Origin of the sequence: Pseudomonas alcaligenes (genome assembly GCF_014490745.1) — a bacterium.
Taxonomy (GTDB): Bacteria; Pseudomonadota; Gammaproteobacteria; order Pseudomonadales; family Pseudomonadaceae; genus Aquipseudomonas; species Aquipseudomonas alcaligenes_C.
In genome coordinates, this window is the sequence record NZ_LZEU01000001.1 from 4,491,883 (window position 1) to 4,518,504 (window position 26,622).

Sequence of the window (26,622 nt, forward strand, 5' to 3'; positions counted from 1 at the left end):
GCCCAATAGCTCCTAACTTCTCTCCGCCATTTTGGAGGTGTTTGATGTCCGACTCAGCAAACAAACTTCGCCTGGGGGCGTTGATTGCCCTGGTGGTGGGTTCGATGGTCGGTGGCGGGATCTTCTCCCTGCCACAGAACATAGCCAACAGCGCCAGCGCCGGTGCCACCCTGATCGGCTGGCTGATCACCGGGGTCGGCATGCTGACCCTGGCCTTCGTCTTCCAGACCCTGGCCAACCGCAAACCCAACCTGGATGGCGGGGTGTATGCCTACGCCAAGGCCGGTTTCGGCGACTACATGGGCTTCTCCTCGGCCTGGGGTTACTGGATCAGCGCCTGGATCGGCAACGTCAGCTACATGGTGCTGCTGTTCTCCACCCTCGGTTACTTCTTCCCGGTGTTCGGTGAAGGCAACACCCTGCCGGCCGTGATCTGTGCCTCGGTGCTGCTCTGGTTGCTGCACTTCCTGGTACTGCGCGGGATCAAGGAAGCCGCCTTCATCAACACCATCACCACCATCGCCAAGATGGTGCCGCTGGCACTGTTCATCGTCATCGCCGCCATCGCCTTCAAGATGGACGTGTTCACCACTGACTTCTGGGGCAGCGGTAACAGCGAGCTCGGCAGCGTGATGGATCAGGTGCGCAAGATGATGCTGGTCACCGTCTGGGTGTTCATCGGCATCGAGGGCGCCAGCATCTTCTCCGCCCGCGCCGAGAAACGCAGCGATGTGGGCAAGGCCACCGTGCTGGGTTTCGTCGGTGTTCTGCTGCTGCTGGTACTGGTCAACGTGCTGTCCCAGGGCATCATGGCCCAGGCCCAGCTGGCCGGCCTGAAGAACCCGTCGATGGCTGGCGTGCTGGAGCATGTGGTTGGCCCCTGGGGTGCCCAGCTGATCAGCATCGGCCTGCTGGTTTCCCTGGCCGGGGCCCTGCTGTCCTGGACCCTGCTGTGTGCCGAGATCCTCTTCGCCAGCGCCCGTGACCACACCATGCCGGAGTTCCTGCGCAAGGAGAACGCCAACCAGGTGCCGGTCAACGCGCTGTGGCTGACCAATGCGCTGATCCAGCTGTTCCTCATCATCACCCTGTTCAACAGCTCGACCTATCTCAGCCTGCTGTACCTGGCCACGTCGATGATCCTGGTGCCGTACTTCTGGTCGAGTGCCTATGCGGTGCTGCTGGCGTTCCGCGGCGAGACCTACGAGAACGCCGGTGGGGAACGCAACAAGGATCTGGCCATCGCCCTGGTCTCCACCCTCTATGCCGTCTGGCTGGTGTATGCCGCCGGCATCCAGTACCTGCTGCTCTCCGCGCTGCTCTATGCGCCCGGCGCGATTCTGTTCGCCAAGGCCAAGCGCGAGCTGGGCCAACCCATCTTCACCGGCGTCGAGAAGATCATTTTCCTCGTCGTGCTGATCGGTGCCGCCATCGCCGCCTACGGGCTGTATGACGGCTTCCTGAGTCTGTAAGAGAAGGAGTTCGATATGTCCAAGAAAGCCCTAGGCGTCCATTCCGAAGCCGGCAAACTGCACAAGGTGATGGTCTGCTCGCCAGGTCTCGCCCACCTGCGCCTGACCCCCAACAACTGCGACGAACTGCTGTTCGACGACGTGATCTGGGTCAGCCAGGCCAAGCGCGACCACTTCGATTTCATGACCAAGATGCGCGAACGCGGCATCGAGGTGGTGGAGATGCACAACCTGCTCGAGGAGACGGTGAAGAATCCGGAAGCGCTGAAGTGGATCCTCGATCGCAAGATCACCCCCAACAGCGTCGGCCTCGGCCTGCAGGGCGAAGTGCGCTCCTTCATCGAGGGGCTAGAGTCGCGCCGGATCGCCGAGTTCCTGATCGGCGGCGTGTCCGGCTCCGACCTGGCCAAGCACAAGAACTCGGAAGTCGCGAAGATGTTCAACGCCTACCAGGGCGAGTCCAGCTTCGTCTTCCCGCCGCTGCCCAATACCCAGTTCACCCGCGACACCACCTGCTGGATCTACGGTGGCGTCACCCTCAACCCCATGTACTGGCCGGCCCGCCGTCAGGAAACCCTGCTGACCAGTGCCATCTACAAATTCCACCCGGACTTCGTCAACGAAGAGTTCGAGATCTGGTACGGCGATCCGGACAAGGATCACGGCGCCGCCACCCTGGAAGGTGGTGACGTGATGCCGATCGGCAACGGTACCGTGCTGATCGGCATGGGCGAGCGCTCCTCGCACCAGGCCATCGGCCAGGTGGCCCAGGCCCTGTTCGCCAAGGGCGCGGCGGAGAAAGTGGTGGTCGCCGGCCTCGGCAAGTCGCGCGCGGCCATGCACCTGGACACCGTGTTCAGCTTCTGCGACCGCGACCTGGTCACCGTCTTCCCGGAAGTGGCCTACCAGATCGTGCCCTTCGTGCTGCGCCCGGACGAGAGCAAGCCGGGTGGCATCGACGTGCGCCGCGAAGACAAGTCGTTCATCGACGTGGTCGCCGAATCCCTCAACCTGAAGAAGTTGCGGGTGGTAGAGACCGGCGGCGACAGCTTCGAAGCCGAACGCGAGCAATGGGACGACGGCAACAACGTGGTCTGCCTGGAGCCCGGCGTGGTGGTCGGCTACGACCGCAACACCTACACCAACACCCTGCTGCGCAAGGCCGGTGTCGAGGTGGTGACCATCAGTGCCAGCGAACTGGGCCGCGGCCGTGGCGGTGGCCACTGCATGACCTGCCCGATCATCCGCGACCCGATCGACTACTAAAAAGCCACCCCGGCGGCCAATCCATGGCCGCCGGGGCGCCGTTCAAGCCGTCCACAAGGAGAAAGAACCATGGCTTTCAACATGCACAACCGCAACCTGCTCAGCCTGATGCACCACAGCACTCGCGAGCTGCGCTACCTCCTCGACCTGTCGCGCGACCTCAAGCGCGCCAAGTACACCGGCACCGAGCAACCGCACCTGCTGCGCAAGAACATCGCGCTGATCTTCGAGAAAACCTCCACCCGCACCCGCTGCGCCTTCGAGGTGGCCGCCTATGACCAGGGCGCCAACGTCACCTACATCGACCCAGGCTCCTCGCAGATCGGCCACAAGGAGAGCATGAAGGACACCGCCCGCGTGCTCGGCCGCATGTACGACGCCATCGAGTACCGCGGCTTCAAGCAGGAAATCGTCGAAGACCTGGCCAAATACGCCGGCGTGCCGGTGTTCAACGGTCTGACCGACGAATACCACCCGACCCAGATGCTCGCCGACGTGCTGACCATGCGCGAGCACAGCGACAAGCCGCTGCACGAGATCAGCTATGCCTACCTCGGCGACGCCCGTAACAACATGGGCAACTCGCTGCTGCTGATCGGCGCCAAGCTCGGCATGGACGTGCGCATCGCCGCGCCCAAGTCCCTGTGGCCGACCGACGAGCACGTCGCCGCCTGCAGGAAATTCGCCGAGGAAAGCGGAGCGCGCATCACCCTCACCGAAGATGCCAAGGAAGCGGTCAAGGGCGTCGACTTCGTCCACACCGATGTCTGGGTGTCCATGGGCGAGCCGGTGGAAGCCTGGGGCGAACGCATCAAGGAGTTGATGCCCTATCAGGTCAATGTCGAGCTGATGAAGGCTGCCGGTAACCCGCGGGTCAAGTTCATGCACTGTCTGCCGGCCTTCCACAACAGCGAGACCAAGGTCGGCAAGCAGATCGCCGAGCAGTACCCGCACCTGAAGAACGGCATCGAAGTGACCGACGACGTGTTCGAGTCGCCCTGGTGTATCGCCTTCGAACAGGCGGAAAACCGTATGCACACCATCAAGGCGATCCTGGTCTCGACCCTGGCCGACGTCTGACGCGCGTGCCGTAGGGCGGGTGCAACCCGCGGGCTGCGCCCGCCCTACGGCCAACCTCTTTCAAGGAGAACAACCATGCGACTAGTCATCGCCCTGGGCGGTAACGCCCTGCTGCGGCGTGGCGAGGCCATGACCGCGGAGAACCAGCGCGTCAATGTGCGCATCGCCTGCGAACAGATCGCCAAGGTGGCGCCCGGCAACGAACTGGTGATCGCCCACGGCAACGGCCCGCAGGTCGGCCTGCTGGCCCTGCAGGGCAACGCCTACGATGCCGCCAACCCCTATCCGCTGGACGTCCTCGGCGCCGAAACCGAGGGCATGATCGGCTACATGATTGAACAGGAGCTGGGCAACCTGCTGCCGTTCGAAGTGCCCTTCGCCACCATCCTCACCCAGGTCGAAGTGGACAGCGGCGACCCGGCCTTCAGAACCCCGACCAAGCCGATCGGCCCGGTCTACAGCAAGGCCGACGCCGAGCGCCTGGCCGCCGAGAAGGGCTGGAGCATCGCCCCGGACGGCGACAAGTTCCGCCGCGTGGTGGCCAGCCCGCGGCCGCAGCGGATCTTCGAGATCCGCCCGGTGAAGTGGCTGCTGGAGAAAGGCTCGGTGGTGATCTGCGCCGGCGGCGGCGGCATCCCGACCATGTACGAAGGCGGCAAGCTCAAGGGCGTGGAGGCGGTGATCGACAAGGATCTGTGCTCGGCGCTGCTGGCCGAGCAGCTGAGCAGTGACCTGCTGGTGATCGCCACCGACGTCGATGCCACTTACATCGACTGGGGCAAGCCGACCCAGAAAGCCATCGCCCAGGCCCACCCCGACGAACTGGAACGCCTTGGCTTCGCTGCCGGCTCCATGGGCCCGAAAGTCCAGGCCGCCTGCGAGTTCGCCCGCAACACCGGGCAGGTCGCGGTGATCGGTTCGCTGGCCAATATCGAGGCCATTGTCAAAGGCACCTCCGGCACCCGCATCAGCACCGCCAAACCTGGCCTCAGCTACTACTAGCCTGGCCTCTGCACCCGCGCGGGGCCGCCCTGGCCCCGCCCACTCCTGCACACTCCACACGCCGAACGGCGTGACCTGCCAGTCACAACCTGCGTCATCCGGATATCCCGATTCATATTGAGTCGCCACCCGGCATCTGCCGTCTGGCCGGTGAGCCTGTTGCCCTCACGCACTCGCCACCCGCCAAGCGCCGAGGCAGACCGTTTCAAGGAGTTCCGCGTGATGTCTCGACTACCCGTCATCGTAGGGTTCGGCGGTTATAACGCCGCGGGCAGAAGTTCGTTCCACCATGGTTTCCGCCGTATCGTCCAGGAATCCCTGGACGCCGCCCGCCGCCAGGAAACCCTGGCCGGCCTGGCCGTGATGATGCAGCTGGTGCAGGTGGTCGACGGCCAGTTCCACAGCCTCGACGGCCAGGCGCTGAGCCTGGCCGAGATCGAGAGCCGCCATGGCGCCGAGATTCTCGCCGGCACCCTGGTACGGCGCATCGACAAGCGCCACCTGGACGTCGACGCCGCCCACTGGCAGAAGAACCTGGCCATCAGCAACGCGCAGTTCACCACCCTGCGCAAGCACCTGCCCGAACCGCTGCCGGCCAGCTGGCAGGTGGAGGACGTGGACGAACTGCAGGTGCGCGTCACCCTCACCGAGAGCAGCGAGTTCAAGGTCGACAGCTACCGCAGCCTGCCGGTGAAGTCGGCCGGCCAGCTGCCCAGCGGCTTCGAGCCGGGCGACCTGTACAACTCGCGCTTCCACCCGCGCGGCCTGCAGATGGCCGTGGTCGGCGCTACCGACGCGCTGCGCTCCACCGGCCTGGCCTGGCAGCACATTCTCGACCAGGTGCAGCCGGACGAAGTGGCAGTGTTCTCCGGCAGCATCATGAGCCAGCTCGACGAGAACGGTTTCGGCGGCATGCTGCAGGCCCGCCTCAAGGGTGGCCGGGTTACCGCCAAGCAGTGCCCGCTGGGCCTCAACACCATGCCGGCCGACTTCATCAATGCCTACGTACTGGGCAGCGTCGGCACCACCGGCAGCGTCACCGGCGCCTGTGCCACCTTCCTCTACAACCTGCAAAAGGCCATCGAACAGATCACCAGCGGCAAGTCGCGGGTGGTGCTGGTGGGCAACAGCGAGGCGCCGATCACCCAGGAATGCATCGACGGCTATGGCGCCATGGGCGCCCTGGCCACCGAGGAAGGTCTGCGCAAGATCGAGGGGCGCGACGACGTGGACTTCCGCCGCGCCAGCCGGCCATTCGGCGACAACTGCGGCTTCACCCTCTCCGAGTCGAGCCAGTTCGTGGTGCTGATGGATGACGAGCTGGCCTTGCAGCTGGGGGCTGACATCCACGGCGCGGTGCCGGACGTGTTCATCAATGCCGACGGCTTCAAGAAGTCCATCTCCGCCCCCGGCCCCGGCAACTACCTGACCCTGGCCAAGGCCGTGGCCAGTGCCACCCAGCTGCTCGGCAGCGATGCCGTGCGCCAGCGCAGCTTCGTGCATGCCCACGGCTCCAGCACTCCGGCCAACCGGGTCACCGAATCCGAGCTGCTCGACCGCATCGCCGCTGCCTTTGGCATCAGCGACTGGCCGGTGACCGCGGTGAAGGCCTTCCTCGGCCACTCCCTGGCCACCGCCAGCGGCGACCAGGTGATCGCCGCCCTCGGCACCTTCCGCCACGGCCTGCTGCCGGGTCTGAAGACCATCGACAAGGTGGCCGACGACGTCCACCGCCAGCACCTGAGCCTGGACACCCGCGACCGCCGCGTGGACATGGATCTGTGCTTCGTCAATTCCAAGGGTTTCGGCGGCAACAACGCCACCGGCGTGCTGCTGGCGCCGCAGATAGTCGAGCGCATGCTGCGCAAGCGCCACGGCGAGGCCGCCTTCGCTGCCTGGCAGGTCAAGCGCGAGGCCACTCGCGCGGCCGCCGCGCAATACGACCAGCAGGCCCTGCGCGGCCAGTTCGAGATTCTCTACAACTTCGGCCACGAGCTGATCGACGAGCAGCAGCTGCAGATCGACACCCGGCAGATCCGCATCCCCGGCTTCACCCAGCCGCTGGTCTACCGCAAGGACGAGCGCTACGCCGATATGCTGTGAAGGCCGCGGAGAGCCGGACGCTTATCGAAGCAACTCCCTCTCCCCCCCGGAGAGGGATGAAAGTCAGCGGTGCAGCACGTACTGGCCGCTGAAGCGCACCGCCTCGCATTCGCCGACAAGAATGCGGCTGTGCAGCCTGAGCCGAGCCAGGCCGCGGCGCCGGTAGAGGGCGAGGAACCTGTCCCACTCGGCTGCCGCCGGGGCAGTGCAGAGCGCCACCGCATCGCTCAGCACCGGCTCGGCATAATCGATCTGGCCCTGCTGGATGACAATATGGCCGTCGCTGACGCCCGCCTCGCGCAACGCCAGATGCAGCCAGCCCCAGCCGGCCAGCACCGCGCCGCAGTACAGGCTGCCGCCGAACATGCTGCTCTTGTGGTTGAGGTTGGCTGCCAGCGGCAGGCTCAGACGCAGCTCGCAAGCCTGCCAGCTCAGCACCCCCAGACCGAGGGCCTGGGTCAGCGGGATGTCCTGGTGCAGCAGTTGCTCCAGGTAGGCGCGATCATCATGCATGGCTGAGCCCTGGCCGCTTGTGCTGCGAGGCTCAGTCGAGGGCACGGGCCAGCTGGATCAGCTCGGCACGCCACTGTGCCGCCACGGGCAGGCACAGGAAAGACGGGTTGAGGAACGACTCGCGGGCCTCGTAGGTCAGGGCCTCGCCCTTGAGATCGAGCACCTCGCCGCCGGCGCCTTCCAGCACGCCCTGGGCCGCCGCGGTATCCCACTGCGAGGTGGGTGCCAGGCGCGGGTAACAGTCGGCATTGCCTTCGGCCAGCAGGCAGAACTTCAGCGAGCTGCCGACGCTGGCCAGCTGCAGGTCGCCGAAACGCTCGCTCAGACCTTCCAGCAGGCGCTCCTGGGCCGGGCTGGAGTGGCGCTTGCTGGCCACCACGGTGAAGGCCTCGGCCGGGGCCAGGCGCACGGCCACCTCTGCAGCGGCGCCATCGCGCTCCACGCGCCAGGCGCCGAGACCACGACCGCCGTAGTAGCAGCGACCGCTGGCCGGGATGCCGACCACCCCGAACACCACCTCGCCACGTTCGATCAGCGCCACGTTGACGGTGAACTCCTCGCTACCGGAGATGAACTCCTTGGTACCGTCCAGCGGATCGACCAGCCACCAGCGCTGCCAGGCAGCGCGCTCGGCGAAGGCGATGTCGGCGTCTTCCTCCGACAGCACCGGGATGTCTGCGGCCAGGGCGCGCAGGCCGTCGGCGAGGATATGGTGGGCGGCCAGGTCGGCGGCGGTCACCGGCGAGGCATCGGCCTTCTCGGTCACCGCCACGTCGTTGCGCCAGTGCGGCAGGGTGGCCTGACCGGCGCGTTGTACCAGGGCGATCACCGCCGGCAGAAAGGGATGGCTCACAGGCTGAATTCTCCACGTTGGCTTAACAGGTCGCGCACCAGATACAGCGCCGCCAGGGCGCGGCCCTCGGAAAACTGCGGGTGCTGCACCAGGCTGCTGAGTTCGCGCAGGTTGACCTTGTCCACCCGCAGCGGCTCGGGCTCGTCACCCGGCAGGCTTTCCTCGTACAGGTCGCGGGCCAGCACCACCTGGATCTTCTGGCTCATGTAACCGGGCGACAAACTCAGCTCGGCGATCAGCTCGAGGCGGTGGGCGCCGAAGCCGGCTTCTTCCTTGAGTTCGCGATTGGCCGCATCGAGCACGTCTTCGCCGGGCTCGACCAGGCCCTTGGGCAGCGACAACTGGTAGTCGTCGGTGCCGCCACAGTATTCCTCGAGCAGCACCGCGTGCTCGGCATCGAGCAGTGCCACGATCATCACCGCGCCATAGCCCGAGCCTTTGCCGACCAGGCGTTCGTAAGTGCGCTCGACCCCGTTGGAGAAGCGCAGCTGCAGTTCTTCGACGCGGAACAGGCGGCTGCTCGCGACTATCTCGCGGGCCAGCACGACAGGTTTCTCACGCATGGGCTCACTCCTTGATACGAACGGGTATCATACCCCGCCCACCCGAATTGTCCGCGTGGGATATTGCAGCGCGACACACTCCGTCACCTTTCACGCCAGAATCCGCCATGCCGTTACTGCCCTGGGCCGACATCGACAGCGTCCTCCTCGACATGGACGGCACCCTGCTCGACCTGCACTTCGATAACCATTTCTGGCTCGAGCACCTGCCGCAGCGCTACGCCGAGCTGCATGGCATCAGCCGCGCCGCCGCCGATGCCGAGCTGCTGCCGCTGTTCCGCCAGCATGCCGGCACCCTGCCCTGGTACTGCACCGACTTCTGGAGCCGCGAGCTGAACCTCTCGGTGCGCGATCTCAAGCGCGAAGTCGCCGAGCTGATCGCCCTGCGCCCGCATGCCGACACCTTCCTCGCCGCCCTGCGCGCCGCCGGCAAGCGCGTGGTGCTGATCACCAACGCGCACCGCGACTCGCTGTCGCTGAAGCTGGAAAAGGTCGAGCTGGCGCCCTGGTTCGATCGCCTGATCAGCTCCCACGACTATGGTTTTCCCAAGGAAGACCAGCAGTTCTGGTTTGCCCTGCAGCAGGACTGCCCCTTCGACCCGGCACGCAGCCTGTTCATCGACGACAGCCTGCCGATCCTGCGCAGCGCCCAGCGCTTTGGCGTCGCCCACCTGCTTGGCATTCGCCAGCCGGATAGCCGCAAGGCGCTCAAGGATACCGAGGAGTTTGCCGCCGTGGATGACTACCGGCAGCTCTGTGAAGGGCTCGCCCAAGGCCTGCAGAAGACCTCGGGCTAAGTCTGGCTGACCCCACACAAGCCGCACAGTTCGCTGCCTGCGGCTTTTTTTTCGCCGGTTGTGAAGGCATTCGCAGGGTCGGCAGCCAGAGCTTGTCGGCAGCGCTGACGCTGGCAGGATCTGCTGCGAGTTCCCTCGGAGGTCTGTAGTCATGAAGTATTCCTCGCTGTTCCTGCTCACTCTCAGCCTGGCCAGTGCCAGCGCCTTCGCCGGCAACACCTCGGCGGGGGTCGGCGGCGCCCTCGGCGGCGTGCTGGGCTCGGTAGTAGGCCAGCAGATCGGTGGCAGCACCGGTGCCACCATCGGTGCTGGCGTCGGTGGCGCAGCCGGTGGCGCAGTTGGCGCCGACAAGCACAGCCGCACCGAAGCGGCGATCGGCGGCGGCCTGGGTGCAGCCGGCGGCAGCGCCATCGGCCAGCAGATGGGCGGCACCACCGGAGGCCTGATTGGTGCGGCGCTGGGTGGCGGCGCCGGTGGCGCACTGGGCAACAACTACGGTGATGGCAACCGCGACGATGACGACCATGATGGCTACCGTCGGCATTACCACGAGGACAACGGCCACCACTATGGCGAACGCCGTCACCACCACGGGCGCAAGCACAAGCACTGGCACGACTGACCCGGCCGTCGCGCGCGGGTACGCGCGGCTTGCCTTGGCGCGCCATCTGCGCCACGCTCCGCGCGCATTTTTCCTGAGGTTTTCCCATGCGTAGTTCCCTTTCCCTGCTGGCCCTCGGCGGCCTGCTGCTGGCGCAACCGCTGTACGCCGGCGACACCACCAAAACCGCCATCGGCGGTGCCCTGGGCGGCGCCCTGGGTACCGTGGTCGGCCAACAGGTTGGCGGCAACACCGGCGCAGCCATCGGCGCCGGGGTCGGCGGTGCGGCCGGCAGTGCGGTCACCGCAAAGGACGGCCGCAAGGTCGAGGCAGCCGTCGGCGGCGGCCTCGGCGCGGCCGGTGGCGCCGTGCTCGGCAACAAGGTCGGCGGCTCCACCGGTGCAGTGATCGGCGGCGCCCTGGGTGGCGGCGCCGGCGGCGCCCTGGGCAGCAACTTCGCGGGTGATGACGACGATGACGGCCATAGCCATGGCAAGAAACACAAGAAGCACAAACATCGCGACTAAACGCCAGATATGAAAAAGCCCGCAGATGCGGGCTTTTTCTTGGGCGCTGAACGGCTCGTGGGGAGTCGCCTCAGATACCTTCGCGACGTAGCGCAGCGGCGGTGAAGTCGCCCTTGTTCAGCTTGACGTTGAAGTCGTACATCGGCTCGTTGTTGTCCAGGCCGTCGACGTAGTAGCGGCTGCCCTTGAAGTCGTAGATGGTCTCCAGGGTGCTGCCGAACATCGGTACGTCGTAGTAGCTGATCGGGTGGGCTTCCTGCAGGCCGACCAGTTCGCCGCTCTTGTCGTACAGGTCGACGGCGAGGATCTGCCAGCTGTCCTCGTCCAGGTAGAAGCGGCGCGCGCCGTAGGGGTGGCTGAAGCCGGTACGCAGGTGGGCCTCGACTACCCATACGCGGTGCAGCTCGTAGCGCAGCAGCTCGGGGTTGACGCTCTTCTTCTGCAGGATCTGCTCGTAGGGGATGCCTTTCTGGTGCACGGCATAGCTGTTGTACGGCATGAGCATTTCCTGCTTGCCGATCAGCTTCCACTCGTAGCGATCCGGGGCGCCGTTGTAGGCGTCGACCACGTCGGCGGTGGCCATGCCGTTGGTGTCCGGCTGCATGGCGTCATAGGCCAGCATCGGCAGGCGCCGCACGCGCCGCTCGCCACGGCTGAAGCGCCAGGCCTTGCGGATCGCCAGCACCTGGTCGAGGGTTTCCTGCACCACCAGCGAGGAGCCGGCCAGCTTGCTCGGCGCGGTGACCACGTACTTGTAGTAGAACAGGGTGTTGTCCAGGTCGGCCGGGGTCACGCCTTCGCGACCATAGACGAACATCACGTCACGCTCACGCTTGAGCAGGGTGTAGTCGCCGTTGGCCAGCACTGCCGCCTGGTTGGTGATCATGCGGATCTGGTCGCCGCGGTAGCGGGCGATGTGGTTCCAGATCGCCTCCTGGCCGCTCTGCGGAATCGGGAAGGGAATGCCGGCGGCAGTGCCTTCGATGCCGTTACCGCCGGAAATCAGTCCGGCATTGGTGGCGTTGTAGCGGGTGGCATCGTAGATGCGCTGCGGCGCTGCCGCACTGCGGTGAGTCGGGTAGACGCGCAGGAAGTAGCCCGGGTGCTTCTCCAGCAGCTTCTGGAAGCCCGGCGCCAGCACGGCCTTGTACTGGCCGGCATTGCTCGCATCGACACGGTACAGCTCCTTGTCGGCGGCATAGGGATCGGGGTGGTGCATGCCCGGCTGGTAGCCGCTCGGGCCGGCAGTCAGGCCGCCATCCCAGGCCGGGATGGTGCCGGCAGCATTGCCTGCGCGTTCGCCACCCAGCGGCATCAGGTCTTGCCCCAGGCGAGCGGCCTGAGCGGCATCGACCCGCGCTTGGGCCGGCAGCGCAGCGGCCGCCAACATCAGGACTGCAATAATTCTCAACACAGCGTTCTCCTCGCGGGTTTTTACGCGCCGCCATTCTTATTCGTACGACCAGTGTAGGCCGCATCTGCATATTGCCGTCGGGGTGAGGATGCCTTCCTGGCGCCGGGTGATCCCGGTCATGTTGTAACCCTGCTCCGCAGGGCCTTGATCAGTCGATGCGCTGGAACTTGAGATCCCACACACCGTGGCCGAGGCGTTCGCCGCGTCGCTCGAACTTGGTTACCGGGCGCTCGCTGGGACGCTCGACATAAGTGCTGTCGGCGGACAGGTTATGGTAACCGGGCGCGGCGCTGAGTACTTCCAACATATATTCCGCGTATGGCTGCCAATCGGTGGCCATGTGCAGCACGCCGCCGACCTTGAGCTTGCGGCGCACCAGCTCGGCGAAGCTCGCCTGGACGATGCGGCGCTTGTGGTGACGGGCCTTGTGCCAGGGATCGGGGAAGAACAGCAGGACGCGATCCAGGCTGGCATCGGCAACACAGTCGCGCAGCACTTCCAGGGCGTCGCAGCTGTACACGCGGATATTGCTCAGGTTCTGCGTCAGCATGCCGTTGAGCAGGGCGCCGACGCCCGGCTTGTGCACTTCCACACCGATGAAGTCCTGCTCGGGGGCGGCAGCGGCCATCTCCAGGGTGGCGTGGCCCATACCGAAGCCGATCTCGAAGGTGCGCGGCGCGCTGCGGCCGAACACCTGGTCGAAGTCGCGCAGGCCGTCCTCCAGCTGCAGGCCGTATTTCGGCCAGCCCTGATCCAGGCCACGCTGCTGGCCTTCGGTCATGCGCCCGGAGCGCATGACGAAACTCTTGATGCCGCGCAGCGGCCGCTCGGCAGCGCTTTCGTCTGCCGGCTCGATGATGTCGCTCATGAAATTCTCTTACTTGATCAGGCCGTCCAGCGGCGAGGAGGCGCTGGCATAGAGTTTCTTCGGCATGCGCCCGGCCAGGTAGGCCATGCGCCCGGCGATGATCGCGTGCTTCATCGCCTCCCCCATCAGGATCGGGTTCTGCGCGTGGGCAATAGCGCTGTTCATCAACACCGCCTCGCAGCCCAGTTCCATGGCGATGGTGGCATCCGACGCGGTGCCCACACCGGCATCGACCAGCACGGGAACGGTGGCCTCTTCGAGGATGATGCGCAGGTTGTACGGGTTGCAGATGCCCAGCCCGGTGCCGATCAGGCCGGCCAGCGGCATCACCGCGATGCAGCCCATGGCCGCCAGTTCGCGGGCGATGATCGGGTCATCGCTGGTGTAGACCATCACGTCGAAGCCTTCCTTGACCAGCACTTCGGCGGCCTTGAGGGTCTCGATCACGTTGGGGAACAGGGTCTTCTGGTCGGCCAGCACTTCCAGCTTGACCAGCTTGTGGCCGTCGAGCAGCTCGCGGGCCAGGCGACAGGTGCGCACCGCTTCCTCGGCGTTATAGCAGCCGGCGGTGTTGGGCAGGATGCAGTACTTGTCCGGCGAGATCACGTCGAGCAGGTTCGGCTCGCCCGGGTTCTGCCCGATGTTGGTACGGCGCACGGCCACGGTGACGATCTCGGCGCCCGAGGCCTCGATGGCCAGGCGGGTTTCCTCGAGATCCTTGTACTTGCCGGTGCCCACCAGCAGGCGCGACGCATAGGTGCGCCCGGCCAGGGTGAAGGGTTTGTCGATGATCGCGCTCATGGCTGCTCCTCTCGGGCGACTAGCCGCCGCCGATGGCGTGGACGACTTCCAGCTGGTCGCCGTCGCGCAGGACGGTCGTGGCATGCTGGCTGCGCGGCACGATGTCCAGGTTGAGTTCGACCGCCACCCGCTTGCCCACGGCATCCAGGCGCACGAGCAGCTCGGCGACGGTAGCGCCGTCCGGCAGGTCGAAGGGTTCGCCGTTCAATTGGATGTGCATGGCTGGGCAGTCAGAACATGAAAGGGTCGGCATTCTAGCCCTTTAGCCAGCATCGACCAAGGTACGTGCGTGCCATTTGTCCCTTAGTCGCTCAGCGCGCCCGCCAGGCCGCCAAACCCAGGCACAGCCAGCCAGCGAGAAAGGCCAGGCCGCCGAACGGGGTGATCATGCCGAGCCGGCTGATACCGCTCAGGGCCAGCACGTAGAGGCTGCCGGAAAACAGCAGGATGCCTAGGGCGAACAGACTGCCAGCTGCGCCCAGCAGGCGCCCCGGCAGCTGGCGGGCCAGCAGGGCCACGCCGAACAGGGCCAGGGCATGCAGCATCTGGTAGTGTGCGCCGGTCTGGAACACCGCCAGGTATTCGGCACTCAGCCGCGCCTTGAGGCCATGGGCCGCGAAGGCCCCCAGGGCCACCCCGGTGAAACCGGCAAAAGCGGCCAGCAACAGAAAGATGCGCGACATGAATCACCCCAGACAGACGGAAAGCGGCCGCTATAATGGCCCGCTCATCCCCCGGGGCCAAGCCATCCATGCTGCGCAACCTGTTTCGCCGCCTGTCCAAACTGCTGCTGTGGTTCGCCATCGGCTCGGCATTGCTGGTGCTCGCCCTGCGCTGGATCGACCCGCCGGGCAGCGCGCTGATGGTCGAGCGCAAGATCGAGTCGTGGGTCGACGGCGAGCCGATCGACCTGCAGCGCAGCTGGCGGCCGTGGAAGGAGCTACCGGACAACCTGAAGATCGCGGTGATCGCCGCCGAGGATCAGAAGTTCGCCGAGCACTGGGGCTTCGACGTCGCCGCCATCCGCCAGGCCCTGGCGCACAACGCCGATGGCGGCAGCCTGCGCGGCGCCAGCACCATCAGCCAGCAGGTGGCCAAGAACCTGTTCCTCTGGTCCGGCCGCAGCTGGCCGCGCAAGGCGCTGGAAGCCTGGTTCACCAGCCTGCTCGAACTGTTCTGGTCGAAGCAGCGGATTCTCGAGGTCTACCTCAACAGCGTCGAATGGGGCGACGGGGTGTTCGGTGCGGAAGCCGCCGCGCGCCATCACTTCGGCATCGGCGCGCCCTACCTGTCGCGCCAGCAGGCCAGCCTGCTGGCCGCCGTGCTGCCCAACCCGCGGGCCTGGAACCCGCGCCGGCCGGGCCCGCATGTCAGCCGCCGGGCCGGCTGGATCAGCCGCCAGGCCTACCAGCTGGGCGGCAGCCACTACCTCAACCAGCTGGCGCCGTGGCGGCCCGACTGGCTGCAGAGCCAGCGCTGAGGCGCAGCAGGCCCCAGGCGATCAGGGTCTGGCCGCTGAAGTAGCAGAGCACGATCAGCGTCACCGCATGGGGGAAGGGCTGGATGAACTTGTTCAGCCCGATCAGCGAGTCGGCCAGCAGGAACAGGCTGGCGCCCAGCCACAGCGGCCCCGGCCGCGACTCCACCCGCGCCGCGCTGCACACCATCGCCAGCAGACAGCAGAAATACAGCGCCAGCGGCACCTGCAGCCCCGGCGCCGCCGGCAGCATCCACGCGGCCATGGCCGTGCCGTAGAACAGTGCCGGCACACTCCACAGCAGGCGCCAGGAACGCCCGCGAGCCAGCAGGCCGAAGCCGCGAATAAAGGCCAACTGGGTCAGCAGAAAAGCCCCCAGCGCCTGGCGGAACAGGCCGTCGCGGTTGCCATAGTCGAGAAAGAAGTCACCCAGCCCGGCCGCCACGAACCCCAGAGCCAGCCAGCGCCCTGCGGCGCCCGGCAGGCTGCGCCAGGCCAGCACGGCGTACAGCAGCATCGGCAGGGGCTTGAGCAGCCAGCCCAGCGGGTAGGGCTTGAACGGCAGCAGGACGATGTACAGATAGCCGAGCAGGACGGCCAGGATGAACGCAAAGCGCTGGGCGGCGGGCATGGATGCTCCTCGGGTGGATGACAGCTGAGCCGCATCCTGCCTCGCCGAACCCGCCCGGCGCCACGCCGCACACGCCAGCGCCGGCGGCGCCGGGCGTCAGTGCTGCAGCAGGCTGCGCGGCACCGCGTGGAGCAGCTGCAACTGCTCGGCCGCCAGGTGAGCGGTGAGGCCCAACTGCGGATAGACCCAGGCCTCTCCCGCTGGCAACTGCAGGCGCAGACGCGGCTCACCCAGGCTGGCGGCCAGGCGCGCCGCGCCGATCTCACCCTGCGGGCGCAGCTCCAAGGCACCGATCGGGTAGCCGCCGAGGTGCTCCTGCAGCGCCGCCGCCAGTGGCTGCTCGGCATCGCGCGGGCCCAGCCCGGTGGCCTGGCCCAGACTAGTGCGCTGCGCCTCGCTCAGGGTCAGCTCGGCCTGCAGACGCCAGGATAGGTCGTCCGCCAGCAACTCGCCGCGGTACAGCAGGCGCAGGCCATCCAGCCGCGGCTGTACCCACAGTTCACCATCCGGCAAACGTTCGCGCAGCTGTCCCAGGTTCAGCTGGCCCTCGGCCAGCGGCTGCAGAACCTTGCCCTGCCACTCGCCCAGCCAACCCAGCGGCTCTGCCGGGCGCTGCCACAGGTAATTCAGCCCAAGGGCCAGCAGGCAGGCAAGCAGCGCGACGCCGGTGAACAGCAGCGCGGGTGGGCGACGACGCAAAGCCGGCAGGGCCATGGAAATTCTCCGGACAGAAAAAAGCCGCACCTGGGTGCGGCTTTTCGAGGTGGGGCAATTTACGCTTGGATCGAGCCTTTCAGCTTGTTCATGGCGTTCTTCTCCAGCTGGCGAATGCGCTCGGCGGAGACGTTGTACTTGGCGGCCAGGTCATGCAGGGTCGCCTTCTCCTCGGCCAGCCAGCGCTGGTAGAGAATGTCGCGGCTGCGCTCGTCGAGGCCTTCCAGGGCTTCGTGCAGGCTGGCGGTGGAGCTGTCGCTCCAGTCGGCATCCTCGAGCTGCATGGCCGGGTCGTAACGGTGGTCTTCGAGGTAGTTGGCCGGCGACTTGAAGGCGCTTTCGTCGTCATCTTCCGCTGCCGGGTCGAAGGCCATGTCCTGGCCGGACAGGCGGCTCTCCATCTCGCGGACTTCACGCGGCTCCACGCCCAGGCTCTCGGCCACGGCGTGTACTTCATCGTTGCTCAGCCAGGCCAGGCGCTTCTTCTGGCTGCGCAGATTGAAGAACAGCTTGCGCTGCGCCTTGGTGGTGGCGACTTTGACGATGCGCCAGTTGCGCAGGATGAACTCGTGGATCTCGGCCTTGACCCAGTGCACGGCGAAGGACACCAGGCGCACGCCCATTTCCGGGTTGAAGCGCTTGACCGCCTTCATCAGGCCAACGTTGCCTTCCTGGATCAGGTCGGCCTGGGCCAGGCCGTAGCCGGCGTAGCTACGGGCGATATGCACAACGAAACGCAGGTGAGCCAGCACCAGCTGGCGGGCGGCCTCGAGATCCTGTTGAAAGTAGAGACTTTCGGCCAGCTCGCGCTCCTGCTCGGGCGACAGCAGGGGAATGCTGTTCACCGCATGCACATAAGCCTCCAGGTTCGCGCCTGGGACTAGAGCATGGACAGGTTGCAGAGAAGTGGTCATGAAAAACCTCCGGAATTACAAAGCTCGCGCAGTCTAGCACTGCCGATTCTGAGCAGGGAACCCGTGGAAAAGTTCCCTTACAGTTGAGCAAAATTTGATCTAAATCAATGCTCTTCTAGCGTGGCGCAAGCTCGCTCAGATGCCGCGCCACCGCCAGCCAGGCGCCAATATAGCCGAGCAGCACCGCCCCTGACAGCAGCGACAGACCATCGGCAACCGGTACCCCGTGCAGGGTGAAATCGCTGCCGTATAGCCCAGCCAGGCGCACCACCGCGTCGTTCAGCCAGTCCAGGCCGAAGGCCAGCAGGCCCCAGGCCAGCAGCCCGGCGCCGACGCCATAGAGGGTGCCCATATAGAGGAAGGGCCGGCGTACATAGCCGTCGGTGCCGCCGACCAGCTTGATCACTTCGATCTCGTTGCGGCGATTCTCGATATGCAGGCGGATGGTGTTGCCGATCACCAGCAGCAGAGCCATGACCAGCAGCAGGGTCAGGCCGAAGACGAAGCGATCGCCCAGGTTGAGGATCGCCGACAGCCGCTCCACCCACTGCAGGTCGAGCTGTGCCTGCTCCACGCCGGGCATTTCCGAGAGGTTCTGGCGTAGCGCTTCCAGGGTGGCACGATCGACCTCATGGGGGGTCACCACCACCACGCCGGGCAGCGGGTTGTCCGGCAGCTCGCGCAGCGCCTCGCCAATCCCGGACTGCTGCTGGAATTCGGCCAGGGCCTGCTCGCGGCTGATCCACTGCGCTTCCGCCACGTCGGCCATGCTGGCGACCTCGTCGCGCAGCTGCTGGCCAGCGGCTTCGCTGGTATCGAGCTTGAGGTACAGGGAAATCTGCGCCGCGCGCTGCCAGGAGCCGCCGAGGCGCTCGACGTTGTTCAGCAGCAGCGACAGGCCCATGGGCAGCGATAGGGCCACCGCCATCACCAGGCAGGTGAAGAAGCTGCCAATTGGCTGGGTGGCCAGGCGGCGCAGGCTGTCGACCAGGCTGGCGCGGTGGCTTTCCAGCCAGGCGCGCAGCAGGGTGGAGAAATCCGGGCCTTCCTTGATCGGCTTGTCGGCCTTGCTCTGCACCGCGCCGACCCGCTCGGCGGCCTTGAGGTTGCGTTGCGTCTCGCTCATCAGCTGGCTTCCCCGTCGCCGATCAGGCGGCCACGTTGCAGGGTCAGCATGCGGTGGCGCATGCGCGCGATCAGCGCCAGGTCGTGGCTGGCGATCAGCACCGTGGTGCCCAGGCGGTTGATGTCTTCGAACACGCCCATGATCTCGGCGGCCAGGCGCGGGTCGAGGTTACCGGTGGGTTCGTCCGCCAGCAGCAGGGCCGGGCGGTGTACCACGGCGCGGGCGATGCCGACACGCTGCTGCTGGCCGGTGGACAGGTCGGCCGGGAACTGCTCGGCCTTGTCGCTCAGACTGACCCGCTCCAGCGCCGCGCCGACCCGCTTGGCGATGTCCGGCTTGGACAGGCCGAGGATCTGCAGCGGCAGGGCGACGTTATCGAACACCGAGCGGTCGAACAGTAGCTGGTGGTTCTGGAACACCACGCCGATCTGCCGGCGCAGGAAAGGGATCTGCGCGCTGGTGATGCTCGACAGATCCTGGCCGGCCAGCAGCAGCTTGCCGCTGCTCGGGCGCTCCATCGCCAGCAGCAGGCGCAGCAAGGTCGACTTGCCAGCGCCGGAGTGGCCGGTGACGAAGAGGAACTCGCCCCGGCGCACACGGAAACTCAGTTCGTGCAACCCGACATGGCCGTTGGCGTACCGCTTGCCGACCTGCTCGAATCGAATCATGCGTGCTCCCTTTCGGCGAACAGTGCCTGGACGAAATCCTGCGCCACGAAGGTGCGCAGGTCATCGATACCCTCGCCGACCCCGATATAGCGGATCGGCAGGCCGAACTGCTTGGCCAGGGCGAAGATCACCCCGCCCTTGGCGGTGCCGTCCAGCTTGGTCAGCGCCAGGCCGGTGAGGGCCACGGCCTGGTTGAACTGCTTGGTCTGGTTGATGGCGTTCTGCCCGGTGCCGGCATCCAGCACCAGCAGCACTTCGTGCGGCGCCGTGTCGTCGAGCTTGCCGATCACCCGGCGCACCTTCTTCAGCTCTTCCATCAGGTTGTCTTTGGTGTGCAGGCGCCCGGCCGTGTCGGCGATCAGCACGTCGATGCCACGGGCCTTGGCCGCCTGCACCGCGTCGAAGATCACCGAGGCGGAGTCGGCGCCGGTGTGCTGGGCAATCACCGCGATGTTGTTGCGCTCGCCCCACACCTGCAGCTGCTCGACGGCGGCCGCGCGGAAGGTGTCGCCGGCGGCGAGCATGACCTTCTTGCCCTCGCCCTGCAGCTTCTTGGCCAGCTTGCCGATGGTGGTGGTCTTGCCGACGCCGTTCACCCCGACCACCAGGATCACGTAGGGCTGTTTCTCGGCGGGAATCGTCAGCGGCTGCTCGACCGGTTTGAGCAGGCCGGCCAGCTCTTCCTGCAGCGCCTTGTACAGCGCGCCGCTGTCGGCCAGTTCCTTGCGCGCCACGCGCTTGGTCAGGTTGCTGATGATCGCGCTGGTGGCCTCGACGCCGACATCGGCGGTGAGCAGATGGGTTTCCAGGTCGTCGAGCAGGTCGTCGTCGATCGCCTTCTTGCCGAGGAACAGGCTGGCCATGCCCTCGCCGATACTGGCACTGGTCTTCGACAGGCCCTGCTTGAGGCGGGCAAACCAGCCCCCCTGGTTATCGCCAGGCTTGTTCTGCTCGACTGGCGCGGCAACCGCCGGGGCAGCTTCAACAGCAGCGGCCGGGACTTCGGCAAGCGGAGCCTGCACGGCGTGGGTGACTTCGCTGCCGGCATTGATGGCAAAGCGCGAAACAGCCGGCTTGGGCGGCTCGACCGGTGCGGCCACGGGGGCTGGCTCGCTCGCCAGCGGCGCAACAACCTCGGCCACCACAACGGGCGCCGGCTCGACCGGCGCAGGCGCGGCAACAGCAACGACAGGCTCTGCCGCAGCAGCCGGCGGCTCCACTGGCGTTACCGCCGACGGCTCGGCAGCGGGCGGTGCGACCACTGCAGGCTCGCTCACCGCAACGGGTGCGGCCGACTCCTGGGGCGCAGCGCTAGGCTCCTGCGGTTTCTTGCGCAGCCAGCCGAACAGCGATTTCTTCTCGCCGGCCTCGGCCGGTGCCTGGCCAGCCGGGGCTGGCGACTTCTTATCGTCGTTGGAACCAAACATGGGTCGCGTGCATCTCAGATGAGCTGCGCGGCAGGGCCAGTCAGGCCGCCGCGCCGCCCCGGAAAAGGATGGGGTATCCTAGCACCTCTTCGCCCGCCGGCGGTACGACCGCCCGGGCTGTCCGACAGGTCCCGAATCGATGAATCGACTAGCCCGCCGCTGCGCCGGCCTGCTGCTCCTGAGCTTGTGCGTGTCCGCGACAGCGATCGCTGCCGAAACCCAGCCCACCCACGAGTTCACCCTCGACAATGGCCTCAAGGTCATCGTCCGCGAGGATCACCGCGCCCCGGTGGTGGTGTCCCAGCTCTGGTACAAGGTCGGCTCCAGCTACGAGACGCCCGGCCAGACCGGCCTGTCCCACGCCCTCGAACACATGATGTTCAAGGGCAGCCGCAAGCTCGGCCCCGGCGAGGCCTCGCGCATCCTCCGTGACCTCGGCGCCGAGGAAAACGCCTTCACCAGCGACGACTACACCGCCTTCTACCAGGTGCTGTCGCGCGACCGCCTGGAAGTCGCCTTCGAGCTGGAAGCCGACCGCCTGGCCAGCCTCAAGCTGCCGGCCGACGAGTTCGCCCGCGAGATCGAGGTGATCAAGGAAGAACGCCGCCTGCGCACCGACGACAAGCCCAGCGCCCTGGCCTTCGAGCGCTTCAAGGCGATGGCCTACCCGGCCAGCGGCTACCACACCCCGACCATCGGCTGGATGGCCGACCTCGACCATATGCAGGTCGAGGAGCTGCGCCACTGGTACCAATCCTGGTATGTGCCGAACAACGCCACCCTGGTGGTGGTCGGCGACGTGACCCGGGACGAGGTGCAGACCCTGGCCCAGCGCTACTTCGCCGCCATCCCACGGCGCGACGTGCCGCCGGCGAAGATCCCCTCCGAGCTGGCCGAACCCGGCGAGCGGCGTACCGTCCAGCATGTGCAGACCCAGTTGCCGAGCCTGCTGATGGGCTTCAACGTGCCGGGCCTGGCCACCGCCAAGAACCCGCGCGACGTGCACGCCCTGCGCCTGATCAGCGCCCTGCTCGACGGCGGTTACAGCGCCCGCCTGCCAGCCCGCCTGGAGCGCGGCGAAGAGCTGGTGTCCGGCGCTTCCGCCTGGTACGACGGCTTCGCCCGCGGCGATAGCCTGTTCATGCTCTCCGCCACCCCCAACGTGCAGCTGCACAAGACCCTGAAACAGGTGGAAAGCGGCCTCTGGCAGCAGCTCGACGAGCTGAAGAAGACCCCACCAAGCGCCGAGGAGCTGCAGCGCGTACGCGCCCAGGTGATCGCCGGCCTGGTCTACGAGCGCGACTCGATCACCAGCCAGGCCACCACCATCGGCCAGCTGGAAACCGTCGGCCTGTCGTGGAAGCTGATGGATCAGGATCTCGCCGAACTGGAAGCGGTGACCCCCGCCGATATCCAGCGCGCCGCCCAGACCTACTTCATTCCCACGCGCCTGTCGGTCGCCCACATCCTGCCCGAGAAAGCCGCCATTGAAGGAGCCCAGCCATGAGTGAGCGCAACAGCCTGCGTTACACCCTGCTCGGCCTCGGCCTGATCGTTCTGATCGGCCTGCTGACCTATATCGCCAGCCGCACCGCCCAGGCGCCCGTAACCACCAGCGACTCTGCCGATCACCTGCAGTCCCTGGCCGCCCTCGAAGGCAAGGCGCCGAGCCGGCGCAGCCTGGATATCCAGACCTGGCAGACCGCCGAAGGCGCCAAGGTGCTGTTCGTCGCCGCCCCCGAGCTACCGATGTTCGACCTGCGCCTGACCTTCGCCGCCGGCAGCAGCCAGGACGACGGCGTGCCCGGCCTCGCCGCCCTGACCAACGCCATGCTCAACGAAGGCGTGCCCGGCAAGGACGTCAGCGCCATCGCCGAAGGCTTCGAAGGCCTCGGCGCCGAGTTCGGCAACGGTGCCTACCGCGACATGGCCATCGCCAGCCTGCGCAGCCTGAGCGCGCCGGAGCAGCGCGTACCGGCCCTGCAGCTGTTCGAGCAGGTGATCGGCCAGCCGACCTTCCCGGCCGACTCCCTGGCGCGGATCAAGAACCAGCTGCTGGCCGGCTTCGAATACCAGAAGCAGAACCCCGGCAAGCTGGCCGGCCTGCAACTGTTCGAGCGCCTGTACGGCAACCACCCCTACGCCCACCCCAGCGAAGGCAGCGAACAGTCGATCCCCGGCATCAGCGCCGCCCAACTGCGCGCCTTCCACGCCAAGGCCTATGCCGCCGGCAACGTGGTCATCGCCCTGGTCGGCGACCTCTCACGTGCCGAGGCCGAGGCCATGGCCGCCGAGGTCTCCGCCGCCCTGCCCAAGGGCCCGGCGCTGGCCAAGATCGACCAGCCGCTGGAGCCCAAGGCTGGCCCCAGCCATATCGAATACCCGTCCAAGCAGACCCACCTGATGCTCGCCCAGCTCGGCGTCGACCGCCGCGACCCGGACTACGCCGCACTGACCCTGGGCAACCAGATCCTCGGCGGCGGCGGTTTCGGCACCCGCCTGATGGAAGAAGTGCGCGAGAAGCGCGGGCTGACCTACGGCGTCTACTCGACCTTCAGCGCCATGCAGGCGCGCGGGCCGTTCATGATCAACCTGCAGACCCGTGCCGAACTGAGCGAAGGCACCCTCAAGCTGGTGCAGGACATCCTGCGCGACTACCTGGCCAACGGCCCGACCCAGACCGAACTGGACAACGCCAAGCGCGAGATGGCCGGCAGCTTCCCGCTGTCCACCGCGAGCAACGCCGAGATCGTCGGCCAGCTTGGCGCCATGGGCTTCTACGACCTGCCGCTGACCTACCTGGAAGATTTCGTCGGACAGATCCAGGCGCTCGACGTGGCCCAGGTCAAGGCGGCCATGGCCAAACACCTGAACCCCGATGCGCTGGTCATCGTCACCGCCGGCCCGAGCGTGGCCCAGCAGCCGCTGCCGCCGCCCACCGCCAAACCCGCCGAGCAACCCACCGGCGTTCCGGAGCACTGATGCGCAAGTCCCCAGGCAAGAAACCCGCAGAGCACAACGGCAGCGGCCAGCTGCGCATCATCGGCGGCGAGTGGCGCAGCCGCCAGTTCAGCTTCCCCATGGCCCACGGCCTGCGCCCGACGCCCAATCGCGTGCGCGAAACGCTGTTCAACTGGCTGGCGCCCTATGTCGAGGGCGCCCATGTACTGGACTGCTTCACCGGCAGCGGCGCACTGTTTCTCGAAGCCCTGTCGCGCGGCGCCAGCAGCGCCCTGGCCCTGGACAGCAACAGCAACGCCATCGCCAGCCTGCGGCAGATCCTCACCACGCTGAAATGCAGCAACGGCCAGCTGCTGCAGACCAACGCCCTGCAGCATCTGGAAAACCAGCCGCCGCGCCCCTACGACCTGGTCTTCCTCGACCCGCCGTTCGGCCAGGAGCTGCTGGCCCCGGCCTGCGCCCTGCTGGAAGAAAAAGGCTGGCTGGCCCAGGACGCCTGGATCTACACCGAAAGCGAAGCGGCGCCCTCGAGCCTGGCCATGCCCGGCAACTGGCGCCTGCACCGCGAGCAGAAGGCCGGCCAGGTGTACTACGCCCTGTGGGCGCGCCTGGCCTGACGCCCACCACCTAGAGAGTCCATAGGGTGGATGGCGCCTTGCTCATCCGCCACTACCCGCTCAGTGGATCGATGGGGCCTGGTTAACCCTGCGCTACCCCCAAGCATTCGTCGGGCCAATGGTGCTTCTTTTTTGCCCGACAAGGCTCTAGCCTGAGTCTTCTATCGCTCCAGTACGACCCCCCATGACCGCCGACTTCCAACCCGCCTGGTGGCTGCCCAGCCCGCACCTGCAGACCCTGTGGGGCTCGCTGTGCCGCCGCGCGCCGCAACTCGAGCGCCAGCGCGAACGCCTGTGGCTGGAGGATGGCGACTTTCTCGACCTGGACTGGCACGGCCCGCACGAGGCGGCGGCGCCGCTGGTGCTGGTGCTGCACGGGCTGACCGGCTCCTCCAGCTCGCACTACGTGCTCGGCCTGCAGCAGCAGTTGGCCGCGCGCGGCTGGGCCAGCGTGGCGCTGAACTGGCGCGGCTGCTCCGGCGAGCCCAACCTGCTGCCGCGCGGCTACCACTCCGGGGTCAGCGAGGATGTACTCAGCGTGGTACGCCACCTGCAGGCCCAGCGCCCACTGGCGCCGCTGTATGCGGTGGGCTATTCGCTGGGCGGCAATGTGCTGCTCAAGTACCTCGGCGAGAGCGGCGCCGACTCCGGGCTGCAGGGCGCGGTGGCGGTGTCGGTGCCGTTCCGCCTGGATCATTGCGCCGAACGCATCGATCGCGGCTTCTCCAAGGTCTACCAGGCGCACTTCATGCGTGAACTGGTGGCCTATGTGCGCGACAAGCAGCAACGCTTCACCGACGAGGGGCACCATGAGCGCCGGGCGGCCCTGGAGGCTCTCGGCCCACTACAGGGCATGCGCACCTTCTGGGACTTCGACGGCCGCTTCACCGCGCCGCTGCACGGTTACGCCGATGCCGACGACTACTACCGGCGCGCCTCCAGCCGCTACTTCCTTGGACAGATCCGCACGCGCACGCTGATCATCCAGTCCAGCGACGACCCCTTCGTCTTCCCCCACAGCGTGCCGCAGGCCCACGAGCTGTCCTCCAGCACCCAGCTGGAACTGCATGGGCGCGGCGGGCATGTCGGCTTTATCGGCGGCTCGCTGCGCCAGCCGGAGTTCTACCTGGAGCGGCGCATCCCCGCCTGGCTCAGCAGCGGCCGCTAAAGGTAGTTTGCAACGACCTGCTAATCGGCCCAGGCGTTCAGCCAGGCCCAGCGGTGCGGGAAGCGTGCGACCAGGCCGAGGCGATCGATGCGCCACTGCTCCGGCAGCTCGCCCTGCAGGCGCGCCAGCACCCGCAGGTGGCGGCTCGGCGCACTGAAGGCTGGCTGCAGCTCGGCCGGCACCGCGATGCTGTCCTCGACCCGGCGTACCACCTCGGCCGGCAGAAGGCTGCCATCGGGCATCAGCAGGCGGAAACGCTGGCCGGGCACGGCATACTCGGCGTTGCGCGGGTCGAGATAGACCCACAGCTGCGCCTCGTCCAGGCGATGCTGGCGCAGCAGCAGGGTGCCGGGGCCGACATTCTCGCCCTCGGCCACCAGCACCTCGCTGACCACCCCCGGCGCCGCGGCTTCCAGGGTCAGGCCCTCGAGACGCGCCTGCAGCCAGGCGCGCTCGAGCTGGCGCTGCTGCTCGCCGGCATCCGGCACCGCCACTACCTGTTGCTGGCGCTCGAACTGCAGCAGGTCGCGCTGGCGACGATCACGCTCGTCGCGCGCCGCCTGCACCTCGCCGCGGGTGGCGGCGCCGGCCGCCTGCAGGCCGGCCAGCTGGCTCAGGCGCTGTTCGGCGCTGGCCAGCAGGCGCTGCAAGGCCGCGCGTTCACGGGCGCTCAGGACGTCGTTGGCCGGCACCACCGGCGGTGCCGCCGGCTCGGCCAGCAAGGCCAGGCGCGCGCGCCACTCCGGGTTGTCCAGGCGCACCAGCACCTGGCCTGCCGTCACCCGCTCGCCCGGGCGTACCAACACCTGCTGCACCTGCCCCGGCTCGCGGGCACGCAGCTCGCTGCTGGCCAGTTGCAGCTGGGCCGGTGCCTCGATCAGCCAGACGCTGAGCAGCGCACGCCCGACCAGCCACAGCAGCGGACTGGTGACGGCGAGCAGGATCAGGTACCAGCGCAGCTTGAATGCCAGGCGCTTGCCCGGTGCATAAAGCACCTGCAGGCCGTGATCCTGGGTGGGTTGTTGTTCCTTCGAACTGCTGAAACGGATCTTCATGGAA

The 26,622-nt window shown here is 66.9% G+C and carries 28 protein-coding genes; 13 read left to right on the forward strand and 15 right to left on the reverse strand.

Annotated elements, in window-relative coordinates; all coding sequences use genetic code 11:
* Positions 1 to 44 precede the first annotated feature (44 nt).
* The 5 genes from arcD to A9179_RS20575 all read left to right on the forward strand — a co-directional run bounded on the left by arcD (position 45) and on the right by A9179_RS20575 (position 6,923).
* Complete coding sequence (gene arcD / locus A9179_RS20555) at positions 45 to 1,472, forward strand: arginine-ornithine antiporter (protein ID WP_394354744.1); 1,428 nt, start codon at positions 45 to 47, stop codon at positions 1,470 to 1,472.
* A gap of 15 nt (positions 1,473 to 1,487) precedes the next feature.
* Positions 1,488 to 2,738 (forward strand): arginine deiminase, encoded by a 1,251-nt coding sequence (gene arcA, locus A9179_RS20560; protein ID WP_187808051.1) that lies wholly within the window; start codon positions 1,488 to 1,490, stop codon positions 2,736 to 2,738.
* 69 nt (positions 2,739 to 2,807) lie between these two features.
* Positions 2,808 to 3,818: an ornithine carbamoyltransferase gene (locus A9179_RS20565; protein WP_187808052.1), complete on the forward strand. Its 1,011-nt coding sequence runs from the start codon at positions 2,808 to 2,810 to the stop codon at positions 3,816 to 3,818.
* Between the two features lie 75 nt (positions 3,819 to 3,893).
* The gene (arcC, locus tag A9179_RS20570) at positions 3,894 to 4,820 is read left to right on the forward strand and encodes a carbamate kinase (RefSeq protein WP_187808053.1); all 927 of its coding nucleotides are present in this window, start codon (positions 3,894 to 3,896) and stop codon (positions 4,818 to 4,820) included.
* A gap of 222 nt (positions 4,821 to 5,042) precedes the next feature.
* The gene (locus A9179_RS20575; protein ID WP_187808054.1) at positions 5,043 to 6,923 is read left to right on the forward strand and encodes a beta-ketoacyl synthase; all 1,881 of its coding nucleotides are present in this window, start codon (positions 5,043 to 5,045) and stop codon (positions 6,921 to 6,923) included.
* 63 nt (positions 6,924 to 6,986) lie between these two features.
* On the opposite strand, the gene A9179_RS20580 is transcribed toward A9179_RS20575, so the two are convergent.
* Genes A9179_RS20580 through nudE form a run of 3 tightly spaced genes read right to left on the reverse strand, consistent with a single transcriptional unit; the run spans position 6,987 to position 8,852 of the window.
* The gene (locus A9179_RS20580) at positions 6,987 to 7,436 is read right to left on the reverse strand and encodes a YiiD C-terminal domain-containing protein (protein WP_187808055.1); all 450 of its coding nucleotides are present in this window, start codon (positions 7,434 to 7,436) and stop codon (positions 6,987 to 6,989) included.
* A gap of 31 nt (positions 7,437 to 7,467) precedes the next feature.
* Entirely contained in the window at positions 7,468 to 8,289 is an 822-nt protein-coding gene (gene cysQ, locus A9179_RS20585; protein WP_394354745.1) for a 3'(2'),5'-bisphosphate nucleotidase CysQ, read from the reverse strand.
* Positions 8,286 to 8,852 carry an ADP compounds hydrolase NudE gene (gene nudE, locus A9179_RS20590; RefSeq protein ID WP_187808056.1) on the reverse strand — a complete coding sequence of 189 codons (567 nt, stop codon included), beginning with the start codon at positions 8,850 to 8,852 and terminating at the stop codon, positions 8,286 to 8,288. Before nudE ends, cysQ begins: the two co-directional genes overlap by 4 nt.
* A gap of 107 nt (positions 8,853 to 8,959) precedes the next feature.
* On the opposite strand from nudE, the gene yrfG reads away from it, so the two are divergent.
* From yrfG to A9179_RS20605, 3 genes are all read left to right on the forward strand, one after another.
* Complete coding sequence (gene yrfG, locus A9179_RS20595; RefSeq protein ID WP_187808057.1) at positions 8,960 to 9,649, forward strand: GMP/IMP nucleotidase; 690 nt, start codon at positions 8,960 to 8,962, stop codon at positions 9,647 to 9,649.
* Between the two features lie 151 nt (positions 9,650 to 9,800).
* Complete coding sequence (locus A9179_RS20600) at positions 9,801 to 10,271, forward strand: glycine zipper domain-containing protein (protein ID WP_187808058.1); 471 nt, start codon at positions 9,801 to 9,803, stop codon at positions 10,269 to 10,271.
* A gap of 86 nt (positions 10,272 to 10,357) precedes the next feature.
* Positions 10,358 to 10,777, forward strand: a complete 420-nt coding sequence (locus A9179_RS20605; RefSeq protein ID WP_187808059.1) for a glycine zipper domain-containing protein — start codon at positions 10,358 to 10,360, stop codon at positions 10,775 to 10,777.
* A gap of 70 nt (positions 10,778 to 10,847) precedes the next feature.
* On the opposite strand, the gene A9179_RS20610 is transcribed toward A9179_RS20605, so the two are convergent.
* The 5 genes from A9179_RS20610 to A9179_RS20630 form a co-directional block, all read right to left on the reverse strand.
* Positions 10,848 to 12,167, reverse strand: a complete 1,320-nt coding sequence (locus tag A9179_RS20610; RefSeq protein WP_223123454.1) for a DUF1329 domain-containing protein — start codon at positions 12,165 to 12,167, stop codon at positions 10,848 to 10,850.
* Between the two features lie 172 nt (positions 12,168 to 12,339).
* Positions 12,340 to 13,059: a tRNA (guanosine(46)-N7)-methyltransferase TrmB gene (trmB, locus tag A9179_RS20615; RefSeq protein WP_187808061.1), complete on the reverse strand. Its 720-nt coding sequence runs from the start codon at positions 13,057 to 13,059 to the stop codon at positions 12,340 to 12,342.
* A gap of 9 nt (positions 13,060 to 13,068) precedes the next feature.
* Positions 13,069 to 13,860, reverse strand: a complete 792-nt coding sequence (locus tag A9179_RS20620; protein WP_187808062.1) for a thiazole synthase — start codon at positions 13,858 to 13,860, stop codon at positions 13,069 to 13,071.
* A 19-nt stretch (positions 13,861 to 13,879) separates the two neighbouring features.
* Positions 13,880 to 14,080: a sulfur carrier protein ThiS gene (gene thiS / locus A9179_RS20625; protein ID WP_187808063.1), complete on the reverse strand. Its 201-nt coding sequence runs from the start codon at positions 14,078 to 14,080 to the stop codon at positions 13,880 to 13,882.
* Between the two features lie 91 nt (positions 14,081 to 14,171).
* Complete coding sequence (locus tag A9179_RS20630; RefSeq protein ID WP_187808064.1) at positions 14,172 to 14,543, reverse strand: DUF423 domain-containing protein; 372 nt, start codon at positions 14,541 to 14,543, stop codon at positions 14,172 to 14,174.
* A 68-nt stretch (positions 14,544 to 14,611) separates the two neighbouring features.
* Here A9179_RS20630 and mtgA point away from each other — a divergent pair, with 68 nt between their 5' ends.
* On the forward strand, positions 14,612 to 15,340 hold the full coding sequence (gene mtgA / locus A9179_RS20635) for a monofunctional biosynthetic peptidoglycan transglycosylase (RefSeq protein WP_187808644.1): 729 nt from the start codon (positions 14,612 to 14,614) through the stop codon (positions 15,338 to 15,340).
* Here the strand turns inward: mtgA and A9179_RS20640 are convergent.
* From A9179_RS20640 to ftsY, 6 genes are all read right to left on the reverse strand, one after another.
* Positions 15,291 to 15,968, reverse strand: coding sequence for a lysoplasmalogenase (locus tag A9179_RS20640; protein WP_187808065.1), 678 nt, complete (start codon positions 15,966 to 15,968; stop codon positions 15,291 to 15,293). The two genes, mtgA and A9179_RS20640, sit on opposite strands and share 50 nt — an antisense overlap.
* A 96-nt stretch (positions 15,969 to 16,064) precedes the next feature.
* Positions 16,065 to 16,682 carry a hypothetical protein gene (locus A9179_RS20645; RefSeq protein WP_187808066.1) on the reverse strand — a complete coding sequence of 206 codons (618 nt, stop codon included), beginning with the start codon at positions 16,680 to 16,682 and terminating at the stop codon, positions 16,065 to 16,067.
* Between the two features lie 59 nt (positions 16,683 to 16,741).
* Complete coding sequence (gene rpoH, locus A9179_RS20650) at positions 16,742 to 17,596, reverse strand: RNA polymerase sigma factor RpoH (protein ID WP_187808067.1); 855 nt, start codon at positions 17,594 to 17,596, stop codon at positions 16,742 to 16,744.
* A 115-nt stretch (positions 17,597 to 17,711) separates the two neighbouring features.
* The gene (gene ftsX / locus A9179_RS20655) at positions 17,712 to 18,722 is read right to left on the reverse strand and encodes a permease-like cell division protein FtsX (RefSeq protein ID WP_187808068.1); all 1,011 of its coding nucleotides are present in this window, start codon (positions 18,720 to 18,722) and stop codon (positions 17,712 to 17,714) included.
* A complete protein-coding gene (gene ftsE, locus A9179_RS20660) occupies positions 18,722 to 19,390 on the reverse strand; it encodes a cell division ATP-binding protein FtsE (RefSeq protein ID WP_187808069.1) in 669 nt (222 codons plus the stop codon). Before ftsE ends, ftsX begins: the two co-directional genes overlap by 1 nt.
* A complete protein-coding gene (ftsY, locus tag A9179_RS20665) occupies positions 19,387 to 20,817 on the reverse strand; it encodes a signal recognition particle-docking protein FtsY (RefSeq protein ID WP_187808070.1) in 1,431 nt (476 codons plus the stop codon). The genes ftsE and ftsY overlap by 4 nt, the downstream gene beginning before the upstream one ends.
* Positions 20,818 to 20,956: 139 nt before the next feature.
* Here ftsY and A9179_RS20670 point away from each other — a divergent pair, with 139 nt between their 5' ends.
* The 4 genes from A9179_RS20670 (at position 20,957) to A9179_RS20685 (ending at position 25,563) form a co-directional block, all read left to right on the forward strand.
* Complete coding sequence (locus A9179_RS20670; RefSeq protein ID WP_187808071.1) at positions 20,957 to 22,324, forward strand: M16 family metallopeptidase; 1,368 nt, start codon at positions 20,957 to 20,959, stop codon at positions 22,322 to 22,324.
* Positions 22,321 to 23,799, forward strand: coding sequence for a M16 family metallopeptidase (locus A9179_RS20675; RefSeq protein ID WP_187808072.1), 1,479 nt, complete (start codon positions 22,321 to 22,323; stop codon positions 23,797 to 23,799). Before A9179_RS20670 ends, A9179_RS20675 begins: the two co-directional genes overlap by 4 nt.
* On the forward strand, positions 23,799 to 24,395 hold the full coding sequence (rsmD, locus tag A9179_RS20680) for a 16S rRNA (guanine(966)-N(2))-methyltransferase RsmD (protein ID WP_187808073.1): 597 nt from the start codon (positions 23,799 to 23,801) through the stop codon (positions 24,393 to 24,395). The genes A9179_RS20675 and rsmD overlap by 1 nt, the downstream gene beginning before the upstream one ends.
* 184 nt (positions 24,396 to 24,579) lie before the next feature.
* Positions 24,580 to 25,563 carry a hydrolase gene (locus A9179_RS20685; protein ID WP_187808074.1) on the forward strand — a complete coding sequence of 328 codons (984 nt, stop codon included), beginning with the start codon at positions 24,580 to 24,582 and terminating at the stop codon, positions 25,561 to 25,563.
* 20 nt (positions 25,564 to 25,583) lie between these two features.
* Here A9179_RS20685 and A9179_RS20690 read toward each other — a convergent pair whose 3' ends face one another.
* On the reverse strand, positions 25,584 to 26,618 hold the full coding sequence (locus A9179_RS20690; protein WP_187808075.1) for an efflux RND transporter periplasmic adaptor subunit: 1,035 nt from the start codon (positions 26,616 to 26,618) through the stop codon (positions 25,584 to 25,586).
* Positions 26,619 to 26,622 lie beyond the last annotated feature (4 nt).

Bases quoted from the DNA above. Each gene is read 5' to 3' on its own strand.
- arcD (WP_394354744.1), top strand. From the start codon at position 45: ATGTCCGACTCAGCAAACAAACTTCGCCTGGGGGCGTTGATTGCCCTG.
- arcA (WP_187808051.1), top strand. From the start codon at position 1,488: ATGTCCAAGAAAGCCCTAGGCGTCCATTCCGAAGCCGGCAAACTGCAC.
- A9179_RS20565 (WP_187808052.1), top strand. From the start codon at position 2,808: ATGGCTTTCAACATGCACAACCGCAACCTGCTCAGCCTGATGCACCAC.
- arcC (WP_187808053.1), top strand. From the start codon at position 3,894: ATGCGACTAGTCATCGCCCTGGGCGGTAACGCCCTGCTGCGGCGTGGC.
- A9179_RS20575 (WP_187808054.1), top strand. From the start codon at position 5,043: ATGTCTCGACTACCCGTCATCGTAGGGTTCGGCGGTTATAACGCCGCG.
- A9179_RS20580 (WP_187808055.1), bottom strand. From the start codon at position 7,436: ATGCATGATGATCGCGCCTACCTGGAGCAACTGCTGCACCAGGACATC.
- nudE (WP_187808056.1), bottom strand. From the start codon at position 8,852: ATGCGTGAGAAACCTGTCGTGCTGGCCCGCGAGATAGTCGCGAGCAGC.
- yrfG (WP_187808057.1), top strand. From the start codon at position 8,960: ATGCCGTTACTGCCCTGGGCCGACATCGACAGCGTCCTCCTCGACATG.
- A9179_RS20600 (WP_187808058.1), top strand. From the start codon at position 9,801: ATGAAGTATTCCTCGCTGTTCCTGCTCACTCTCAGCCTGGCCAGTGCC.
- A9179_RS20605 (WP_187808059.1), top strand. From the start codon at position 10,358: ATGCGTAGTTCCCTTTCCCTGCTGGCCCTCGGCGGCCTGCTGCTGGCG.
- A9179_RS20610 (WP_223123454.1), bottom strand. From the start codon at position 12,167: ATGTTGGCGGCCGCTGCGCTGCCGGCCCAAGCGCGGGTCGATGCCGCT.
- trmB (WP_187808061.1), bottom strand. From the start codon at position 13,059: ATGAGCGACATCATCGAGCCGGCAGACGAAAGCGCTGCCGAGCGGCCG.
- A9179_RS20620 (WP_187808062.1), bottom strand. From the start codon at position 13,860: ATGAGCGCGATCATCGACAAACCCTTCACCCTGGCCGGGCGCACCTAT.
- thiS (WP_187808063.1), bottom strand. From the start codon at position 14,080: ATGCACATCCAATTGAACGGCGAACCCTTCGACCTGCCGGACGGCGCT.
- A9179_RS20630 (WP_187808064.1), bottom strand. From the start codon at position 14,543: ATGTCGCGCATCTTTCTGTTGCTGGCCGCTTTTGCCGGTTTCACCGGG.
- mtgA (WP_187808644.1), top strand. From the start codon at position 14,612: ATGCTGCGCAACCTGTTTCGCCGCCTGTCCAAACTGCTGCTGTGGTTC.
- A9179_RS20640 (WP_187808065.1), bottom strand. From the start codon at position 15,968: ATGCCCGCCGCCCAGCGCTTTGCGTTCATCCTGGCCGTCCTGCTCGGC.
- A9179_RS20645 (WP_187808066.1), bottom strand. From the start codon at position 16,682: ATGGCCCTGCCGGCTTTGCGTCGTCGCCCACCCGCGCTGCTGTTCACC.
- rpoH (WP_187808067.1), bottom strand. From the start codon at position 17,596: ATGACCACTTCTCTGCAACCTGTCCATGCTCTAGTCCCAGGCGCGAAC.
- ftsX (WP_187808068.1), bottom strand. From the start codon at position 18,722: ATGAGCGAGACGCAACGCAACCTCAAGGCCGCCGAGCGGGTCGGCGCG.
- ftsE (WP_187808069.1), bottom strand. From the start codon at position 19,390: ATGATTCGATTCGAGCAGGTCGGCAAGCGGTACGCCAACGGCCATGTC.
- ftsY (WP_187808070.1), bottom strand. From the start codon at position 20,817: ATGTTTGGTTCCAACGACGATAAGAAGTCGCCAGCCCCGGCTGGCCAG.
- A9179_RS20670 (WP_187808071.1), top strand. From the start codon at position 20,957: ATGAATCGACTAGCCCGCCGCTGCGCCGGCCTGCTGCTCCTGAGCTTG.
- A9179_RS20675 (WP_187808072.1), top strand. From the start codon at position 22,321: ATGAGTGAGCGCAACAGCCTGCGTTACACCCTGCTCGGCCTCGGCCTG.
- rsmD (WP_187808073.1), top strand. From the start codon at position 23,799: ATGCGCAAGTCCCCAGGCAAGAAACCCGCAGAGCACAACGGCAGCGGC.
- A9179_RS20685 (WP_187808074.1), top strand. From the start codon at position 24,580: ATGACCGCCGACTTCCAACCCGCCTGGTGGCTGCCCAGCCCGCACCTG.
- A9179_RS20690 (WP_187808075.1), bottom strand. From the start codon at position 26,618: ATGAAGATCCGTTTCAGCAGTTCGAAGGAACAACAACCCACCCAGGAT.